Consider the following 18,896-nt stretch of genomic DNA (forward strand, 5'->3'; position numbering starts at 1 on the left):
GCAGGCAACCCGCACACCCGGGACGCGTGACGGCGCCTCGTGACACGCGTGACCGTGCCTGCCCGCCCGGGGTCGCCGAGCGACGGCAGGCCCACCGGCGCAGGGGTCCCCCGACGTCCCTCGGACCGGCACGGGAGCGAGGCTCCGGGGACAGCCTGCGGCAGGTGCCGGGCGGGTTCCTCCGCCGAGCCCGCGTGTCATGGTCCGCCGTCCGGCACCGGAGTGCGAAGCCGACGGGCATTGGCACTTTCCTGCACCGCGCGTTGCCAACCGTCAGCCCACCTCGTTCGATGGAAGCCCGGTTCCGTGCACTCCCCGAGAGCGCAGTTCGGAAGGCGACGTCTCCATGAACCACACGCCGTTCGGCTCCGTGTTTCCCGGTCGGGGAACGCGAAGCCGGGAAACAGGTGAGCCTCGGCCGCACGCTCTCGCCGCGGGATCCGAAGCCGTCGCCTGTGCCGAACGCGATGCGGGTCTCTGGCCGGCGCGCGTCTGCGCCGGATCGCCGGCCCCCGAGGACGCCGCCGTGCTCCTCGTGGACCACGGCCGGCGCCCGACGGCCCCGCCCTGCACGGGCGAGGCCGGGCGTGCGGAGCCCGGCACCCGGCGACCGACGCCTCCCGTGGCCGGCAAGCACCGCGCGCGGCCCCCCGCGCGGCTTCCGGTGCATGGCGCTGCCGCCCTGGACGCTCTGCCCGGTGTGCGGCGGTGAACACCACCACCCGGACGTCCCCGGTCAGCGGCGTCGGTGTCCTGGACAAGGCCTCCATCATCCTCAGCCTGATCGAGCAACAACCCACGCGGCTGTCGGAGCTGGTCAGGCGCAGCGGACTGTCTCGGCCCACCGTGTACCGCCTGGCCGTCGCCATGGAACGCCTGGACCTGCTCGCCCGGGACGGCCGGGGGTGGTTCGCCCCCGGTCCCCGGTTTGAGCGACTGTCGGTCGAGGGGCAGTTCGACCGGATGGTGCACATGGCTGCCGGGCTGCTCACGGAGCTTCGGGAACGTACGTCGTTCGGTGCTCGCCTGCACCGACTCCACAAGGGTGTCCATGTGTGCGTGGCCTCCTCGACGGACCCGGCAACCGGGGAAGAGGCCCTGCCGCTGGCCACCGCCCGGCCGGCCAATGCCGGCCCCATCGGCCAGGTGCTGCTCGCCTGGGGGAACGCCGAGGAGATCTACGAGAGGCTGCGCGGGGCACGCTTCACCGCACAGCAGCTGGCGCTGGTGCGCAGAAGGGGGTGGGCGTACGGCCCCGACGACGCCGCCCCGGGCCACGTGGCGTTGGCCGTGCCGGTGTGGAACCGCAACGGCCGGGTGGTCGCCGCACTGGTGCTCTCGGGCAGGCGGAGCCGGCTGTCCGGCGCGCCCGACCGTCTGCTGAGGGCGCAGCTGATCGATGCTGCGGCGCAGCTGGGCATGGAGTCACTGGAGCGGCCGTGACTCCCTGGGACGAGGCCGCCGACGGATGAAGGACGATCCTCGGTGGCCTGGTGCGCACAGCCCCGCTCGACGATGCCCCGGGCCGCGCCATCACGGTCGACGAGGCTGCTTCCAGCCATGGCCGGCGCCTTCCTGCAGTGCTCGTTGTCCCCGTTCACCCGTGTGGATGGAAATGGATCGAACCGCGGAGGATACCGGCCATCGGTGACCATCCCTGTTGCTCCACGGGCACGGAGGAAGACTCCGGGCCGAGAAGCGGCGGTCCGTGGCCCAGCCCGACGGCGGGCCACCCCCGTCCCGCCGTCGGCGCCTCCCCGGACACCTGTCCCCTCATGCGAGCGGCGGGCGACCGGGAAACCCGCAACGCTCCCCGAGGACAGGTCGTCGCGAAGGCCGGCTCCGGCGCGGAGCCGGCCGGGCTGCGTCCGATGCCGCGCGAGGCCGGCGAACGCGACATCACCGTCGTGAAGACCCTGCCGGAACCGGCCCGCTCCGGACGAATCCCGTTCGCGAGACCACGCACACGGCGATCTGCCGACGGGACTGCCCTCCGGTGGCTCCGGAGCGACACGGGACCGGGCCGCACGCACCGCGAGGGCGCCGACGGACGGACAACTGGGAACTGCGTGCGGCACACCTACGCCTCGGTCATGCCGGAGGCGGGCGAGGCCGTGTGACGCTGGTGCGACGGCTCGGCACTCCTCTCCGACTGTCACGCTCGGCTACAATGTTCACTCCATGCCGGAGGCCGGAAGCAAGGACCGCACCGCCTTCGGCGGGCCGCCGGGGAGGAGCGTGCCGGTCGAGGGTCCCCGAATTCCCCCCCAGGGGTGATCGCGGGCGTTTCCTTGGATTGCAGCACCTCGGAGGTAGTCGTGGAATGCAGGTCCGACAGGCGACGGGACCTTCGAAAATGTTGAGAGAGGTCGCCGCAACCCGCTACATCACGCCCCTGCACTCCGGCGGGTCCGTCCCCGGCGTCTTCGAGGCCGACGACCTCGGCACGTACGTCGTCAAGTTCACCGGCTCCGCGCAGGGGCGCAAGGCGCTGGTCGCCGAGGTGATCGTGGGGGAGCTGGCCCGCGCCCTCGGGCTGCGGTTCCCGGAGCTGGTGCTGGTGCGCTTCGATCCGGCGGTGGCGGCCGACGAGCCGCACCAGGAGGTGCGGGAGCTGCACGCCTCCAGCGCCGGCGTCAATCTCGGCATGGACTACCTGTCGGGCGCGCGGGACCTCACCCCCGAGGTCGCCCGGGACTTCCCCGTCGATCCGCTGGAGGCCGGCCGGATCGTCTGGCTCGACGCCCTCACCGTGAACGTGGACCGCACCGTCCACAGTTCCAACCTGGTGGTGTGGCCGACACGGGGCGTCGCCCCGCCGCGGCTGTGGCTCATCGACCACGGGGCCGCGCTCGTCTTCCACCACCGCTGGGAGGGCTCCGACCCCGGCAAGGCGTACGACTTCCGCCACCACGCCCTCGGTCACTACGGCCCCGACGTACCGGCGGCGGACGCCGAACTCGCGCCGAAGGTGACCGAGGAGCTGCTGCGGTCCATCGCCGCGGAGGTCCCCGACGACTGGCTGGCCGACGACGCCCACTTCACCACGCCCGACGAGGTCCGCGAGGCGTACGTGGCGTACCTCCACGCGCGCGTGCGGGCGTCGGGGGAGTGGCTGCCCACCGACTTCCCCAGCCCGGACGAGCTCGCCGAGGAGAACGCCCGGCGGGCGGCGAGGACCCGGCGGGGGCGCCCCGACTGGCTGAAGCAGGTCCCCGACCTGCACGGCAAACCGGCGGCGGCCCAGGACTGGTCGGTGCACCTGGGCCGCTCGGAGACGTAGCGGCTCAGCCCTTGAGCTGCTCGTACGCCGGCAGGGTGAGGAAGTCGGCGTAGTCCTCGTCGAGGGAGACCTTCAGCAGCAGGTCGTGCGCCTGCTGCCAGTTGCCCGCCGTGAACGCCTCCTCGCCGAGTTCCGCGCGGATGTCCGCCAGTTCCTCGGCCGCGACCTTGCGGGCCAGCTCGGCGGTGACCCGCTCGCCGTTGTCGAGGACGACCCCCGCGTTGATCCACTGCCAGATCTGGGAGCGGGAGATCTCGGCGGTGGCGGCGTCCTCCATCAGGTTGAAGATGGCCACCGCGCCGAGCCCGCGCAGCCACGCCTCGATGTAGCGGATGCCGACCTGCACGGCGTTGACCAGGCCCGCGTACGTCGGCTTGGCGTCCAGGGAGTCGACGGCGATGAGGTCCTCCGCCTTCACGTCCACGTCCTCGCGGAGGCGGTCCTTCTGGTTCGGCCGGTCGCCGAGCACCCGGTCGAAGGACTCCATGGCGATCGGGACCAGGTCGGGGTGGGCGACCCAGGAGCCGTCGAAACCGTCGTTCGCCTCACGGTCCTTGTCGGCGCGCACCTTCTCGAAGGCCACCTTGTTGACCTCCGCGTCCCGGCGGGACGGGATGAAGGCCGCCATGCCGCCGATCGCGTGCGCGCCGCGCTTGTGGCAGGTGCGGACGAGGAGTTCGGTGTACGCGCGCATGAACGGGGCGGTCATCGTCACCGCGTTGCGGTCCGGGAGCACGAACCTCGCCCCGCCGTCACGGAAGTTCTTGACGATGGAGAAGAGGTAGTCCCAGCGCCCTGCGTTCAGACCGGAGGCGTGGTCGCGCAGTTCGTAGAGGATCTCCTCCATCTCGTACGCGGCCGTGATCGTCTCGATCAGGACGGTGGCGCGGACCGTGCCCTGCGCCACGCCCAGGTAGTCCTGCGCGAAGACGAACACCTCGTTCCACAGCCGGGCCTCCAGGTGGGACTCCGTCTTGGGGAGGTAGAAGTACGGGCCCTTGCCCAGCTCGACCAGCCGCTTGGCGTTGTGGAAGAAGTACAGGCCGAAGTCGACCAGCGCGCCGGGCACCGGGGTGCCGCCGGCGTCGGTGAGGTGACGCTCGTCCAGGTGCCACCCGCGCGGGCGCATGACGACCGTCGCCAGCTCCGCGTCCGGGCGCAGGGCGTACGACTTGCCGGACACCGGATCGGTGAAGTCGATGTTCCGCGTGTAGGCGTCGATCAGGTTGAGCTGGCCGGTGACCACGTTCTCCCAGGTGGGCGCCGAGGCGTCCTCGAAGTCCGCGAGCCAGACCTTCGCGCCGGAGTTGAGGGCGTTGACGGTCATCTTGCGGTCGGTGGGGCCGGTGATCTCGACGCGGCGGTCCTCGAGGGCCGCGGGTGCCGGTGCCACCTTCCAGGAGTCGTCCGCGCGGACGGCGGCCGTCTCCGGCAGGAAGCCGAGGGTGGAGGTGCGGGCGATCTCGGCGCGGCGCTCCGCGCGGCGGGCGAGGAGCTCGTCACGCCGGGGCGTGAACCGCCGGTGCAGCTCGGCCACGAAGGCGAGCGCCGCCTCGGTGAGGACCTCCTCCTGCCGGTGCAGGGGCTCGGCGTCGACGATGGCCAGCGGGGACGGCGCTGGTGCGGACATCGGCTGTCACTTCCTTCGGCGTGCGGGGCACCGGGTGCCGGTCGGCCCGGGTACGGCGGTGGACGCCCGTGCGGAGACCGGGCGCTTCTGAGCAGTGGATAGTAGTTTCCTCATGGTGGAAGTTCAATGTTTTGTTGATGTCGAGATTCTCCGGGTCGAGGGAAGGTGGCGCCCGGCGCCTTCTCCACCGCTCGCCCACCGCCGCCCCGGCTCATTCAAGGTGCGCCAGATCCGCCTCGGTGTCGATGTCGTACGCCTCGGCCACGTCGCCGCACTCGACGAGCGTGAGCTCCTCCGCGTGTTCCTCCAGATAGGCGCGCGCCCCTCGGTCGCCGGTCGCGGTCGCGGCGATCCCGGCCCAGTGCGCGGCGCCGAACAGCACCGGGTGGCCGCGCGCGCCGGCGTAGGCGGCCGAGACGAGCGACTCGGGGGAGTCGTGGGCGCCGAGCACCCGGGCGACCGCCTCCGGGCCGATCCCGGGCTGGTCGACCAGTGAGACCAGCGCGGCCCGCGCGCCCGTCCCGGCCAGTGAGTCGAGACCGGCCCGCAGGGAGGTGCCCATGCCCTGCTCCCACCGCGGGTTGTCGACGAGGACGCAGTCCGGCAGGAGGGCGCGGGCGCGCACCTCGTCCGCCCGCGCGCCGAGCACCACGTGCACCCGCGCGCAGCCGCCCGCGCGGAGCACCCCCACCGCGTGCTCCACCAGCGGCCGCCCCCGGTGCGTGAGCAGCGCCTTGGGCCGCCCGCCGAGCCGCCGACCGCCGCCCGCGGCCAGCAGCAGTCCCACGACCTCCGCGGTGGTGTCCCCGCCCCTGTGATGTGTCGTCATGCGTCCTGCATACCGCACCCGTCGCGGGGTATCGGGACGGCGCGAGGTGGGTGCCCGGGGCCACCATGTCACGCTGCGGAGCAACTCGATGACGCAGCGGACTGGCGCGAGGGGGCCGGGGTGGCGTTTACTGGCGCGACCGGCCGGTGGGGTACCGGGGCCGGTCGGGGAGGCGCACTACGAGGTGCCAGGGGGAGGACTGCGTTGCCCAGTGTGGAGCAGAGGCGTGTGCCCGGCAGTCAGGCGGACCCGCGGGTGAGGGAGCTGCGCTCCGCCGTGTCCCGGTTACGCCGTCAACTCGCCGCCCATCCCGGGGACTTCCGGGACCGGAGCATCGCGGAGGAGGAGCTCGCCGCGCTGGCCGGCATGGCCGCCGCCGGCGACCCCGAGATTCCCCGGCTGCGCCGCTCCCTGCTGCTGATCGCGGGCGCGATCGGCTCGGTGAGCGCGTTGGGGCAGGGCGTGCGCGAACTGCGCGAGGCGGTGGACCTGTTCGGCCCGTCACCGCGCGGCTGACGCGCGCCCCGATCAGGTGGTGGGGGCGGTGCCCGGCGTGGTGAGCGCCTCGGAGAGTTCCGCCGCGACCTGCTGGAGCACCGGCACGATCCGCTCCGTCGCCGACTCCGTGACCCGCCCCGCCGGGCCCGAGATGGAGATCGCCGCCGCCGTGGGGGAGTCCGGCACCGGTACGGCGAGGCAGCGGACGCCGATCTCCTGCTCGTTGTCGTCCATCGCGTAGCCGAGGCGCCGTACGTCCTCCAGGGCCGCCAGGAAGCCCTCCGGCGTGGTGATGGTCCTGTCCGTCGCGGCGGGCATGCCGGTGCGGCCGAGCAGGGCCCGCACCTCCTCCGGCGGGAAACCGGCCAGCAGGGCCTTGCCCACGCCCGTGGAGTGCGGCAGGACGCGCCGGCCGACCTCGGTGAACATCCGCATGGAGTGCTTCGACGGCACCTGCGCCACGTACACGATCTCGTCCCCGTCGAGCAGCGCCATGTTCGCCGTCTCGCCCGTCTCCTCCACCAGGCGGGCCAGGTACGGGCGCGCCCAGGTGCCCAGCAGGCGGGAGGCGGACTCGCCGAGCCGGATCAGCCGCGGGCCCAGCGCGTAGCGGCGGTTGGGTTGCTGGCGCACGTAGCCGCAGGCGACCAGCGTGCGCATCAGGCGGTGGATGGTCGGCAGGGGCAGTCCGCTGCTCGCGGACAGCTCGCTCAGGCCGACCTCGCCGCCCGCGTCCGCCATCCGTTCGAGCAGGTCGAAGGCGCGCTCGAGGGACTGTACGCCGCCACTGGCGGCGGACCGGGCGGAGTCGGTGGTGCTGGCGCTGGACGTCGGCACGGCGCGTTCCTTTCGGGGCCTGGCAGGAAGGGCAGAAGCCTACCCGGCGGCCGGTCGGCCGCCCGCTTGTGCGTAGCCACGTTCTGCTGAGTGAAAGTCTAGTTCCACTTTGTGGAATCGTCCAGAGGTGGCCGCCGGGTCGGACCGGGCGGGACGAGGGCCCTTGACGGGCCGGGGGTGCGGGTGAAGACTCCTTCAACAGAACGTTGAATTTCATCCCGGCGGAAGATCAGACCAGGAGGATCCGGGTGCCCGACGCCGAACAAGTGCTGCGCTCCACGCGCGTCATCACTCCCGAGGGGACGCGCGCCGCGTCCGTCACGGTCGCCGACGGCACGATCACGGCCGTCCTGCCGTACGACGCGCCCGTCCCGGAGGGCGCCCGCCTGGAGGACCTCGGCGACGACGTCCTGCTGCCCGGCCTGGTCGACACCCACGTGCACGTCAACGACCCCGGCCGCACCGAGTGGGAGGGCTTCTGGACCGCCACCCGCGCGGCGGCGGCCGGCGGCGTCACCACCCTGATCGACATGCCGCTCAACTCCCTCCCGCCCACCACCACCGTCGACCACCTGCGCACCAAACGGCGCGTCGCCGCCGACAAGGCCCACGTCGACGTCGGCTTCTGGGGCGGCGCCCTGCCCGACAACGTCAAGGACCTGCGCCCGCTGCACGAGGCCGGCGTCTTCGGCTTCAAGGCCTTCCTGTCACCGTCCGGCGTGGACGAGTTCCCGCACCTCGACCAGGACCGGCTCGCCCGCTCCCTGGCGGAGATCGCCGCCTTCGACGGGCTGCTGATCGTGCACGCCGAGGACCCGCACCACCTCGCCGCCGCCCCCCGGCACGGCGGCCCGAAGTACGCCGACTTCCTCGCCTCCCGCCCGCGCGACGCCGAGGACGCCGCCATCGCGCACCTCGTCGACGTGGCGAAACGCCTGGGCGCGCGGGTGCACGTGCTCCACCTCTCCTCCGGCGACGCGCTGCCCCTGATCGCCGCGGCCAAGGCGGACGGCGTACGCGTCACCGTCGAGACCTGCCCCCACTACCTCACCCTCACCGCGGAGGAGGTCCCGGACGGCGCCAGCGAGTTCAAGTGCTGCCCGCCCATCCGCGAGGCCGCCAACCAGGACCTGCTCTGGCAGGCCCTGGCGGACGGCACCATCGACTGCGTCGTCACCGACCACTCGCCGTCCACCGCCGACCTCAAGACGGACGACTTCTCGACCGCCTGGGGCGGCATCTCCGGCCTCCAGCTCAGCCTGCCGGCCGTCTGGACCGAGGCCCGCGGACGCGGCCACGGCCTGGAGGACGTCGTGCGGTGGATGGCGGCGCGCACGGCCCGGCTGGCCGGCCTCGACGCGCGCAAGGGCGCCATCGCGCCCGGCCGCGACGCCGACTTCGCCGTCCTCGCCCCCGACGAGACCTTCACCGTCGACCCGGCGGCGCTCCAGCACCGCAACCGCGTGACGGCCTACGCGGGCAGGACCCTGCACGGCGTCGTGAAGTCCACCTGGCTGCGCGGCGAACGCGTCTTCGCCGACGGCGAGTTCACCGAACCGAAGGGCCGACTGCTCACCCGTTCCCACTGACCCCGACACCCGAGAGGCAGGACCAGATCACCGTGACGGCGATCGAGAGCTTCACCGGCGACGCGCACCCCTACAGCGGCGGTGACCCGTACGCGGACTACCGCACCGCCGACTTCCCCTTCACCCACCACGCCGACCTCGCCGACCGCCGGCTCGGCGCCGGTGTCATCGCCGCCAACGACGAGTTCTTCGCCCAGCGCGAGAACCTGCTGCTGCCCGGGCGCGCCGAGTTCGACCCCGGGCACTTCGGGCACAAGGGCAAGATCATGGACGGCTGGGAGACCCGGCGCCGCCGCGGCACCTCCGCCGAGCATCCGTGGCCGGCGGACGAGGACCACGACTGGGCGCTGATCCGGCTCGGCGCGCCCGGCGTCGTCCGCGGGATCGTCGTGGACACCGCCCACTTCCGCGGCAATCACCCGCAGGCCGTGTCCCTCGAGGGCACCTCGGTGGCGGGCTCACCGTCCCCGGAGGAGCTGCTCTCGGACGAGGTGAAGTGGACGACGCTGGTCCCGCGCACCCCGGTCGGCGGCCACGCGGCCAACGGTTTCGCCGTCACCTCCGAAGAGCGCTTCACCCACCTGCGCCTCAAGCAGCACCCCGACGGGGGCATCGCCCGGCTGCGCGTGTACGGCGAGGTCGTCCCGGACCCGGCGTGGCTGGCCGCGCTCGGCACCTTCGACGTCGTCGCCCTGGAGAACGGCGGCCGGGTCGAGGACGCCTCGGACCGCTTCTACTCACCGGCCACCAACACCATCCGGCCCGGCCGCTCCCACAAGATGGACGACGGCTGGGAGACCCGCCGCCGCCGCGACCGGGGCCACGACTGGATCCGCTACCGCCTGGTCGCCCGGTCGGAGATCCGCGCCCTGGAGATCGACACGGCGTACCTGAAGGGCAACAGCGCCGGCTGGGCGTCGGTGTCGGTGCGGGACGGGGACGACGGCGACTGGCGGGAGATCCTGCCCCGCACCCGCCTCCAGCCCGACACCGACCACCGCTTCGTCCTCCCGGCCCCGGCGACCGGCACGCACGCGCGCGTGGACGTCTTCCCTGACGGCGGCATCTCCCGGCTGAGGCTCTTCGGCTCGCTGACCGAACAGGGCTGACGCAACTGCGGGCAGTCGTCCCGCGCAACTGCGCCCACCCGTGCCGCGCGACTGCGGGCAGTCGTGCCGCTGGGGCGGTGGGGGTCCCCCGCTCGAGCGAAGCCGAGAGTGGGGGAGGGCGGGCGCAGCGGCACCGGGCAAACGCCGGCGGAGCAACCCCCGTACGGCGGCCGTCACACCGGCCGCCGTACGCGAGAGCTCACCCGGACCACCCCGCGGCAGCAGTCACGCCGCATGCCCCCCGTCCACCGCGAACTCCGCCCCGGTGACGTACGCCGCCCCCGCCAGGTGAGCGATCGTCTCCGCGACCTCCTCCGCCGTACCGAACCGCCCCACGGCCGTCATCGCCGCCTGCCCGTCCGCGTACGGCCCGTCCGCCGGATTCATGTCCGTGTCGATCGGCCCCGGATGGACGATGTTCGCCGTGATCCCCCGCTCACCCAGCTCCCGCGCCAGCGCCTTCGTCAGCCCCACCAGCGCCGACTTGCTCATCGCGTACAGCGTCCCGCCCGGCCCGGGCACCCGCTGCGTCATGCACGTACCGACGGTGATGATCCGCCCCCCGCGCGGCATGAGAGCGACCGCCGCGCGGGAGGCGAGGAAGACCCCGCGCACGTTCACCGCGAGCACCCGGTCGACATCGGCGGAGGTCAGCGTCTCCACCGGCCCGAGCACGCCGACGCCCGCGTTGTTCACCAGGACGTCGAGCCGGCCCAGCTCCCGCGCGGCGGCGTTCACCGCACCCGCCGCCTCCTCCGGGTCACCGGCGTCCGCGCGCAGGGCCACCGCGCGGCGCCCCAGCGCCTCCACGGCCCGCACGACCTCCTCGGCCGCCTCCTTGCCGTTCACGTAGGTCACCGCCACGTCCGCGCCCTCCCGCGCGAGCCGCAGCGCCGTCGCCGCGCCGATCCCGCGGCTGCCGCCGGTCACCAGCGCCACCTTGCCGAGCAGGGCCTTCTCAAGGGTCTTCACAGAGGTGTCTGTCGTCATGCGTCCATCCCAGCGCCCCCGCCGCCCGGTCGCTGGCGGCGAACGGACGTCGACCTGGCGCCCCACCGACGAGTTGCGGACCCCACCGGGGACTGAGCTGATGACGACATGTCCCACCCGTGCACCAGGAAGGCAGGAACCCGTCATGGGCAAGCTCGTAGTCACCGCCTTCGTCACCCTCGACGGCGTCCACCAGGCCCCCGGCGGCCCCCAGGAGGACACCAGGGACGGCTTCGAACAGGGCGGCTGGAGCGTCCCCTACGGCGACGAGGACTTCGGCCGGTTCGTCAACGGGGTCTTCTCCCGCGTGGGCGCCTTCCTCCTCGGCCGCCGTACGTACGACATCTTCGCCTCGTACTGGCCGAAGATGACCGACCCCGCCGACCCGGTCGCCGGCAAACTGAACGCGCTGCCGAAGTACGTCGCCTCCACCACCCTCACCGACCCCGGGTGGGCCGGCACCACCGTGCTCCGCGGCGACCTCGCCAAGGAGGTCACCGCCCTCAAGGAGCGCACCGACGGCGAGCTCCAGCTGCACGGCAGCGGAGCCCTCGCCCGGTCCCTGTTCGCGCTCGACCTCGTGGACACCCTGCACCTGCTGACCTTCCCGGTCGTCCTCGGCGCCGGGCGCCGCCTGTTCCCTGAGGGCTCGATGCCGAGCGCCTTCCGGCACACCGGCGGAGAGATCACCGCCGCGGGCGTGTCCATTCAGACCTACGACTTCTCCGGCCGCCCCGAGTACGGCTCGTACGAGCTCCCGGAGGGCGCCTGACACCGGCCGCACCGGTGGACGCCGCCGCCCGGGCGGCGATGTCAGCCGGGCTTCCGGCTCTCCGCGGCGGCGAACAGGGCGCCGCTCAGCACCAGCAGGGCGATGCTCGCGAAGAGTTCGTAACCGTCGAGGAACGAGAACCGGTGGACGAGCCCCCAGTCCCAGCCGGCGAGCTCGCTCACCAGGCCCGCCACCCCCTGCACCAGGGCGAGGAAACCCAGAACCTCAAGCAATTGCTTCATGCCACCGACTCTCGCCCCGCGGACCCCCCGCCCGTATCGGCCGCGGGGCGAATCCTTCCCGACGGAAGACGGCGCTTCGCGCCGGCCGGAGCGCCGAAAGTCTGCGGTGCCGCGACTTCGGTCGGTGATCCCGCCCGCACGGCGGTGCCGGAGGCGTTCTCTGCATAGATTTGTCGATTGTGACTGGTGACAAGGCGGCGCAGACCGCCCCGGTGTTCACGGGGCGCCGATGGTTCTTCCCGTCCGCCCTCCTCCACGAACTCGACCCCGACGCGGCCCGTTCCGGGCGCCGGCCCCGGCGCACCGCGCGGGACTGGGTCGTCGACTTCTCCTGCTTCGCGCTGGCCGTCCTGGTGGGTCTCCTGGGCGCCGAGTCGCTCGACGACAACCACGCCGTCCCGCACGCGCTGGCCGTCGCCGACCAGGTGCTCGGCGCGCTGTCGTGCGCCGCGGTCTGGCTGCGCCGGCGGTGGCCGCTCGCCCTGGCCGCCGTGCTGGCCCCGGTCAGCTTCGTCTCGGAGACCTCCGGGGGCGCGGCCATGATCGCCCTGTTCACGCTCGCCGTGCACCGGCCCTTCCGGTACGTGCTGTGGGTGGGCGGAGCCCACGCGGTGTCCGTCCCGCTGTACTTCTGGTGGCGGCCCGATCCCGACCTGCCGTACCTCGCCTCGCTGCTCCTCTTCGTGGTGCTGGTGGTCGCGATCGTCGGCTGGGGCATGTTCGTACGGTCCAAGCGGCAGCTCATGCTGAGCCTGCGGGACCGGGCGCGGCGGGCCGAGACCGAGGCGCGGCTGCGGGCCGAACAGGCGCAGCGGCTTGCGCGCGAGGCCATCGCGCGGGAGATGCACGACGTGCTCGCGCACCGGCTGACGCTGCTGAGCGTGCACGCGGGCGCCCTGGAGTTCCGGCCCGACGCCCCGCGCGCGGAGGTCGCGCGGGCGGCCGGCGTCATCCGGGAGAGCGCGCACGAGGCGCTGCAGGACCTGCGGGAGATCATCGGGGTGCTGCGGGCCGGCGACTCCGACGACACGGGCCGGCCGCAGCCGACGCTCGCGGCGCTCGACACCCTGGCCGCCGAGTCCCGGCAGGCCGGCATGAAGGTCACCCTGGACCAGCGGGTCACCGGCCCGGCCGGCGTCCCCGCCTCCGTCGGCCGCACCGCCTACCGGATCGCCCAGGAGGGCCTGACCAACGCCCGCAAGCACGCCCCCGGCACGGAGGTCACCGTGTCGGTCACCGGCGGCCCGGGGGAGGGCCTCACGGTGACCGTGCGCAACCCGGCGCCGGAGGGGGACGTACCGCGCGTGCCCGGCGCCGGGCAGGGCCTGATCGGCCTCGCCGAACGGGCGGCCCTGGCGGGCGGCACCCTGGAGCACGGGCCCACGTCCGACGGCGGGTTCGCGGTACGGGCGCGGCTGCCGTGGGCGTGAACGGGGACCGGCCGGTGGGTGTGTCCCCGCCCCGCCCGGCCGTGATTACGTACGGGGCATGACTGCGATCAGGGTGCTCCTCGTCGACGACGACCCGCTGGTGCGGACCGGGCTGTCCTTCATGCTGGGCGGCGCGGACGACATCGAGATCGTCGGTGAGGCCGCGGACGGCGGCGAGGTCGAGGCGCTCGTCGACCGCACCCGCCCGGACGTCGTCCTCATGGACATCCGGATGCCGGCGGTGGACGGTCTCACCGCCACCGAGTCGCTGCGCCGGCGCGAGAACGCCCCGCAGGTCGTGGTGCTCACCACCTTCCACGCCGACGAGCAGGTGCTGCGCGCGCTCCGCGCGGGCGCCGCCGGGTTCGTCCTCAAGGACACCCCGCCCGCCGAGATCGTCGCCGCGGTGCGCCGGGTCGCGGCCGGTGACCCGGTGCTGTCGCCCACGGTCACCCGGCAGTTGATGGCACACGCGGCCGGCACCGCCGCCGACACGCGGCGCACGCGCGCACGCGAGCGCGTCGCGGACCTCAACGACCGTGAACGCGAGGTCGCCGTCGCGGTCGGCCGGGGCCTGGCCAACGCCGACATCGCCGCGGAGCTGTACATGAGCGTGGCCACCGTCAAGACCCACGTCTCCCGCATCCTGGCCAAGCTCGGCCTCAACAACCGCGTACAGATCGCCCTGCTCGCCCACGACGCCGGCCTCCTGGAGGAGACCGACGGCCGCTGAGCCCGCGCGGGTCAGGCGTACGCCGTCGTCGCCCCGCGCACCAGCTCCGCCGGCCGGACCGGTCTGCGCTCCCGCCGGGACAGCTCGCACGCCTCCGCGACCAGCAGTGCCTGAAGGGCCTCCCGCCCGTCGCACGGGTTGGCCCGCTCGCCCCGCACCACCTCGACGAACGCGATCAGCTCGGCCTCGTACGCGGGTCCGAACCGCTCCAGGAACCCGGTCCACGGCTTGTCCGCGGCCGGCGGCCCGGTCGGCTCGGTGGACGCGATCGGCGTACGGTCGTCCAGGCCGACGGCGATCTGGTCCCGCTCCCCGGCGAGCTCCATGCGCACGTCGTAGCCGGCGCCGTTCAGCCGGGTCGCCGTGACCGTGGCGAGCGTGCCGTCGTCGAGGGTGAGGAGCGCCGCGCCGGTGTCGACGTCGCCCGCCTCGCGGAACATCGCGGGCCCGGCGTCGGACCCGGCCGCGTAGACCTCCGTGACCTCCCGGCCGGTCACCCAGCGCAGGATGTCGAAGTCGTGGATCAGGGCGTCCCGGTACAGCCCGCCGGACTGCGGCAGGTATCCGGCCGGCGGTGGCTCCGCGTCGCCGCTCATCGCCCGTACCGTGTGCAGCCGCCCGAGCCTGCCCGAGCGCACCGCCTCCCGCGCGCCCGTGTAACCGGCGTCGAAGCGGCGCTGGAACCCCATCTGCAGGACGGTCCCGGCGGTCTCGACCTCCGTGATCGCCTGTAATGTGCCCGTCAGGTCCAGGGCGACGGGCTTCTCGCAGAACACCGGCAGCCCCGCGCGGGCCGCCCGGCCGATCAGATCGGCGTGGGCGGACGTGGCCGCCGTGATCACCACGGCGTCCACTCCCCAGGTGTAGATCTCGTCCACCCCGGGTGCCGCCGTCTCGCCGAGCCGGTGGGCGAGGGCCTGGGCCCGCGCCGGATCGACGTCCGTGAGGATCAGGGAGCCGACGTCGCGGTGCCTGCTGAGTGTGTGGGCGTGAATGGTGCCGATGCGGCCCGTACCGATGACCCCTATGCGCATGGAAACAAAGTGGGGCCCGTGCCGCTCCCTGTCAATGCGTATGTCCGGACAACCGAACTACACGACTTCCCGTCAACAGCGCACGGGGCTACGCTCGGCCCGTGCCGAAACCAGAAGTGGACCCGACCGTACAGCTGGAGCTGAGCGTGGACCGCGGCTCCCCCGTGCCGTTGTACTTCCAGCTGTCCCGGCAGCTGGAGTCCGCCATCGAGCGCGGCGCGCTGACCCCCGGCACCCTGCTGGGCAACGAGATCGAGCTCGCCGCGCGGCTGGGCCTGTCCCGGCCGACCGTCCGCCAGGCCATCCAGTCCCTCGTCGACAAGGGACTGCTGGTGCGCCGCCGCGGGGTCGGGACCCAGGTGGTGCACAGCCAGGTCAAGCGTCCCCTGGAGCTCAGCAGCCTCTACGACGACCTGGAGGCGGCCGGCCAGCGTCCCGGGACGAAGGTGCTGGTCAACACCGTCGTGGCGGCGTCCGCCGAGGTCGCGGCCGCGCTCGGCGTGGCCGAGGACGGCGAGGTGCACCGGATCGAACGGCTGCGGTTCACCCACGGGGAGCCGATGGCGTACCTGTGCAACTACCTGCCGCCGGGACTGCTCGACCTGGACACCGGCCGGCTGGAGGCCACCGGCCTGTACCGGCTGATGCGGGCCGCCGGGATCACCCTGCACAGCGCCCGCCAGACCATCGGCGCCCGTGCCGCCACAGCCGACGAGGCCGAGCGGCTGGGCGAGGCGACCGGCGCCCCGCTGCTCACCATGGAGCGCGTGACCTTCGACGACACCGGCCGCGCGGTGGAGTTCGGCACCCACACCTACCGGCCCTCCCGCTACTCGTTCGAGTTCCAGCTGCTTGTGCGGTCCTGACAATCCGGCGCGACGCGCGCACTGTGCCGTCGTCATGTCAGGACAATGTGACCGAGTTCCGGTCCCCGCGCGGGGACGCCCGATGCCCGTGTTCGACAATGGGGCGTTTGGGGCCGGTGTGGTCATCGGCCCCTTGCACACGCAAGAGCACAGCAAGAAGGGCAAGTCCTCGTGTCACGGTTTTCGACCTGGGTGGGCATCGCGGTGGCGGGGGCGCTGAGTCTCTCGCTCGCCGGATGCAGCAGTACCGGCGGCAAACGGGCGGAGGACGCCCGCGCGGCCGCGGCGGCCCAGGGCAGGGCGGCGGTGGACACCCCCCGCTGGACCTTCGCGATGATCACCCACGCGGGAGACGGCGACACCTTCTGGGACATCGTCCGGAGCGGTGCGGAGCAGGCCGCGGTGAAGGACAACGTCCGCTTCCTCTACTCGCACGACGACGAGGCCCAGCAGCAGGCGCAGCTCGTGGACGCGGCCGTCGACAAGAAGGTGGACGGCATCATCGTCACCCTGGCCAAGCCGGACGCGATGAAGGCGTCCCTCGCGCGCGCCCGCGCGGCCGGCATCCCGGTCGTCACCGTGAACAGCGGCTCGGCCGAGTCGAAGGAGTTCGGCGCGCTCACCCACATCGGCCAGGACGAGACGATCGCCGGTGAGGCGGTCGGCGAGGAGCTGAACGAGCGCGGCCGCGAGAAGGCGCTCTGCGTCCTGCACGAGCAGGGCAACGTCGGTCACGAGCAGCGCTGCGACGGTGTGGAGAAGACCTTCGACGGCACGGTGGTCCGCCTCCACGTCAACGGCACGAGCATGCCCGACGTGCAGTCGGCGATCGAGGCCCGGCTGCAGTCCGACACCGCCGTGGACGCCGTCGTCACCCTGGGCGCCCCCTACGCCGACACCGCCGTCAAGGCGCGTGAGGGGGCGGGCAGCGACGCCGAGATCGACACCTTCGACCTCAACGCCAAGGTCGCCGCCGGCCTGAAGGACGGCAGCCTCGGCTTCGCCGTCGACCAGCAGCCCTACCTCCAGGGCTACGAGGCGGTCGACCTGCTGTGGCTGTACCGGTACAACGCCGACGTCCTCGGCGGCGGCCGGCCCGTGTTCACCGGACCGCAGATCATCACCGAGGACGACGCCGACGCGCTCGAGGACTACACGCAGCGGGGCACCCGATGAGCGCGCCGGCCCCCGACGTATCTCCCGACCTGTCTGCCGACACGGTTGATGAAAGGTTTCTGCGCACCTCTTCGCCGCTCCAACGGATGCTGACCAGACCCGAGCTCGGCTCCCTCGTCGGCGCGATCGCCGTCTTCTGCTGCTTCGCCCTCACCGCCGACGGCTTCCTGCGCGCCTCCAGCCTCGGCACCGTGCTCTACGCGTCCTCCACCATCGGCATCATGGCCGTCCCGGTCGCGCTGCTGATGATCGGCGGCGAGTTCGACCTGTCGGCCGGTGTCCTGGTCACGTCGTCGGCCCTGGTGTCGTCGATGTTCAGCTACCAGATGACCGCCAACGTCTGGGTCGGCGTCGGCGTGTCCCTGCTGGTCACGCTCGCCGTCGGCGCCTTCAACGGGATCATGCTGGCCCGCACGAAGCTGCCGAGCTTCATCATCACGCTCGGCACCTTCCTGATGCTGACCGGCATGAACCTCGGCTTCACCAAGCTGATCAGCGGCACCGTCTCCACCAGGAACATCGCCGACATGGAGGGCTTCACCACCGCGCGGGCGCTCTTCGCGTCGACCCTCACCGTCGGCGGCGCGCACATCAAGGTCACCGTCCTGTGGTGGTTCGCCCTGGTCGCCCTCGGCAGCTGGATCCTGCTGCGCACCCGCGCCGGCAACTGGATCTTCGCGGTCGGCGGCAACGAACAGGCCGCCCGCGCGGTGGGCGTCCCCGTGACCCGCACCAAGACCGCCCTCTACATGGGCGTCGCCCTCGGCGCCTGGATCTGCGGCCAGCACCTGCTCTTCAGCTACGACGTCGTCCAGTCCGGCGAGGGCGTCGGCAACGAGCTGATCTACATCATCGCGGCCGTCATCGGCGGCTGCCTGATCACCGGCGGCCACGGCAGCGCCGTCGGCTCGGCGGTCGGCGCGCTGCTCTTCGGCATGACCGGCAAGGGCATCGTCTTCGCCGAGTGGAACCCCGACTGGTTCAAGTTCTTCCTCGGGGCGATGCTGCTCCTCGCCACCCTGCTCAACACCTGGGTGCGCCGTCGCGCGGAGGCCTCGAAATGACCCGGACCGACTCCCGTACGGCCCTCGTGGAGCTGTCCGGCGTCAGCAAGCACTACGGCAACGTCCGCGCCCTGGAGGGCGTGTCGCTGGAGGTGCACGCGGGTGAGATCACCTGTGTGCTGGGTGACAACGGCGCCGGCAAGTCCACCCTGATCAAGATCATCGCAGGGCTGCACCAGCACGACGGCGGCACGCTCGCCCTCGACGGCGAGGAGACCCGCCTGGCCTCCCCGCGCGAGGCCCTGGACCGGGGCATCGCCACCGTCCACCAGGACCTGGCCGTCGTCCCGCTGATGCCGGTGTGGCGGAACTTCTTCCTCGGCTCCGAGCCGCGCAAGGGCACCGGCCCCTTCAAGCGCATGGACGTCGACCACATGCGCCGCACCACCCGCGCGGAACTCCTCCGCATGGGCATCGACCTCCGCGACGTCGACCAGCCCATCGGCACCCTCTCCGGCGGCGAACGCCAGTGCGTGGCCATCGCCCGCGCGGTGCACTTCGGCGCGAAGGTCCTCGTCCTGGACGAGCCGACGGCGGCGCTGGGTGTGAAGCAGTCGGGTGTGGTCCTGAAGTATGTGACCGCAGCACGCGACGAGGGCCTGGGCGTCGTCTTCATCACCCACAACCCGCACCACGCGTATCTGGTGGGGGACCGGTTCGTCCTGCTGAAGCGCGGCACGATGGCGGGAAGCCACACATGCGACTCCATCACGCTGGACGAGCTGACGAGGCAAATGGCCGGCGGTACGGAGCTGGACGACCTACGCCACGAACTGCAACGCCCCTAGGGACGCGGGGCTGTACGGATCCTCGG

General features: G+C 72.7%; 18 protein-coding genes. 12 read left to right on the forward strand and 6 right to left on the reverse strand.

The window, feature by feature from the left end:
- Window positions 1-708 precede the first annotated feature (708 nt).
- Window positions 709-1,443, forward strand: a complete 735-nt coding sequence (locus AB0A94_RS23815) for an IclR family transcriptional regulator C-terminal domain-containing protein (protein ID WP_361747341.1) — start codon at window positions 709-711, stop codon at window positions 1,441-1,443.
- 913 nt (window positions 1,444-2,356) lie between these two features.
- Window positions 2,357-3,283, forward strand: a complete 927-nt coding sequence (locus AB0A94_RS23820; RefSeq protein WP_361747343.1) for a HipA family kinase — start codon at window positions 2,357-2,359, stop codon at window positions 3,281-3,283.
- Between the two features lie 4 nt (window positions 3,284-3,287).
- Here AB0A94_RS23820 and aceB read toward each other — a convergent pair whose 3' ends face one another.
- Both aceB and AB0A94_RS23830 read right to left on the reverse strand, forming a co-directional pair.
- Window positions 3,288-4,913: a malate synthase A gene (gene aceB, locus AB0A94_RS23825; protein WP_361747345.1), complete on the reverse strand. Its 1,626-nt coding sequence runs from the start codon at window positions 4,911-4,913 to the stop codon at window positions 3,288-3,290.
- A 211-nt stretch (window positions 4,914-5,124) separates the two neighbouring features.
- On the reverse strand, window positions 5,125-5,742 hold the full coding sequence (locus tag AB0A94_RS23830; RefSeq protein ID WP_361747347.1) for a nucleotidyltransferase family protein: 618 nt from the start codon (window positions 5,740-5,742) through the stop codon (window positions 5,125-5,127).
- Window positions 5,743-5,970: 228 nt separating this feature from the next.
- Here AB0A94_RS23830 and AB0A94_RS23835 point away from each other — a divergent pair, with 228 nt between their 5' ends.
- Window positions 5,971-6,258, forward strand: a complete 288-nt coding sequence (locus AB0A94_RS23835) for a DUF5955 family protein (RefSeq protein WP_361747349.1) — start codon at window positions 5,971-5,973, stop codon at window positions 6,256-6,258.
- A 12-nt stretch (window positions 6,259-6,270) separates the two neighbouring features.
- On the opposite strand, the gene allR is transcribed toward AB0A94_RS23835, so the two are convergent.
- Window positions 6,271-7,077, reverse strand: coding sequence for an allantoin degradation transcriptional regulator AllR (gene allR / locus AB0A94_RS23840; protein WP_361747351.1), 807 nt, complete (start codon window positions 7,075-7,077; stop codon window positions 6,271-6,273).
- Window positions 7,078-7,325: 248 nt separating this feature from the next.
- Between allR and allB the strand changes: the two genes are divergently transcribed.
- Together allB and alc are read left to right on the forward strand one after the other, a co-directional pair.
- Window positions 7,326-8,666: an allantoinase AllB gene (allB, locus tag AB0A94_RS23845; protein ID WP_361747353.1), complete on the forward strand. Its 1,341-nt coding sequence runs from the start codon at window positions 7,326-7,328 to the stop codon at window positions 8,664-8,666.
- 32 nt (window positions 8,667-8,698) lie between these two features.
- Entirely contained in the window at window positions 8,699-9,775 is a 1,077-nt protein-coding gene (gene alc / locus AB0A94_RS23850) for an allantoicase (RefSeq protein ID WP_361747355.1), read from the forward strand.
- 225 nt (window positions 9,776-10,000) lie between these two features.
- On the opposite strand, the gene AB0A94_RS23855 is transcribed toward alc, so the two are convergent.
- Window positions 10,001-10,765, reverse strand: a complete 765-nt coding sequence (locus AB0A94_RS23855) for an SDR family oxidoreductase (protein ID WP_361747357.1) — start codon at window positions 10,763-10,765, stop codon at window positions 10,001-10,003.
- A 145-nt stretch (window positions 10,766-10,910) separates the two neighbouring features.
- On the opposite strand from AB0A94_RS23855, the gene AB0A94_RS23860 reads away from it, so the two are divergent.
- Window positions 10,911-11,537 carry a dihydrofolate reductase family protein gene (locus AB0A94_RS23860; RefSeq protein ID WP_361747359.1) on the forward strand — a complete coding sequence of 209 codons (627 nt, stop codon included), beginning with the start codon at window positions 10,911-10,913 and terminating at the stop codon, window positions 11,535-11,537.
- Between the two features lie 41 nt (window positions 11,538-11,578).
- On the opposite strand, the gene AB0A94_RS23865 is transcribed toward AB0A94_RS23860, so the two are convergent.
- Entirely contained in the window at window positions 11,579-11,779 is a 201-nt protein-coding gene (locus AB0A94_RS23865; protein WP_344566122.1) for a hypothetical protein, read from the reverse strand.
- Window positions 11,780-11,958: 179 nt separating this feature from the next.
- Between AB0A94_RS23865 and AB0A94_RS23870 the strand changes: the two genes are divergently transcribed.
- Window positions 11,959-13,209 (forward strand): histidine kinase, encoded by a 1,251-nt coding sequence (locus AB0A94_RS23870; RefSeq protein ID WP_361747361.1) that lies wholly within the window; start codon window positions 11,959-11,961, stop codon window positions 13,207-13,209.
- 58 nt (window positions 13,210-13,267) lie between these two features.
- Window positions 13,268-13,942 carry a response regulator transcription factor gene (locus AB0A94_RS23875; RefSeq protein ID WP_361747363.1) on the forward strand — a complete coding sequence of 225 codons (675 nt, stop codon included), beginning with the start codon at window positions 13,268-13,270 and terminating at the stop codon, window positions 13,940-13,942.
- 11 nt (window positions 13,943-13,953) lie between these two features.
- On the opposite strand, the gene AB0A94_RS23880 is transcribed toward AB0A94_RS23875, so the two are convergent.
- The gene (locus AB0A94_RS23880; protein WP_361747365.1) at window positions 13,954-14,976 is read right to left on the reverse strand and encodes a Gfo/Idh/MocA family oxidoreductase; all 1,023 of its coding nucleotides are present in this window, start codon (window positions 14,974-14,976) and stop codon (window positions 13,954-13,956) included.
- A gap of 116 nt (window positions 14,977-15,092) precedes the next feature.
- On the opposite strand from AB0A94_RS23880, the gene AB0A94_RS23885 reads away from it, so the two are divergent.
- From AB0A94_RS23885 to AB0A94_RS23900, 4 genes are all read left to right on the forward strand, one after another.
- Window positions 15,093-15,842 carry a GntR family transcriptional regulator gene (locus AB0A94_RS23885; protein ID WP_361747416.1) on the forward strand — a complete coding sequence of 250 codons (750 nt, stop codon included), beginning with the start codon at window positions 15,093-15,095 and terminating at the stop codon, window positions 15,840-15,842.
- A 171-nt stretch (window positions 15,843-16,013) separates the two neighbouring features.
- The gene (locus tag AB0A94_RS23890) at window positions 16,014-17,018 is read left to right on the forward strand and encodes a sugar ABC transporter substrate-binding protein (RefSeq protein ID WP_361747367.1); all 1,005 of its coding nucleotides are present in this window, start codon (window positions 16,014-16,016) and stop codon (window positions 17,016-17,018) included.
- Window positions 17,015-18,082, forward strand: a complete 1,068-nt coding sequence (locus AB0A94_RS23895) for an ABC transporter permease (RefSeq protein WP_361747370.1) — start codon at window positions 17,015-17,017, stop codon at window positions 18,080-18,082. Before AB0A94_RS23890 ends, AB0A94_RS23895 begins: the two co-directional genes overlap by 4 nt.
- The gene (locus AB0A94_RS23900; protein WP_361747372.1) at window positions 18,079-18,870 is read left to right on the forward strand and encodes an ATP-binding cassette domain-containing protein; all 792 of its coding nucleotides are present in this window, start codon (window positions 18,079-18,081) and stop codon (window positions 18,868-18,870) included. The genes AB0A94_RS23895 and AB0A94_RS23900 overlap by 4 nt, the downstream gene beginning before the upstream one ends.
- Window positions 18,871-18,896: the final 26 nt, after the last annotated feature.

It is taken from the genome of Streptomyces sp. NPDC044984, from assembly GCF_040646935.1.
In the GTDB taxonomy this organism is placed as follows: domain Bacteria; phylum Actinomycetota; class Actinomycetes; order Streptomycetales; family Streptomycetaceae; genus Streptomyces.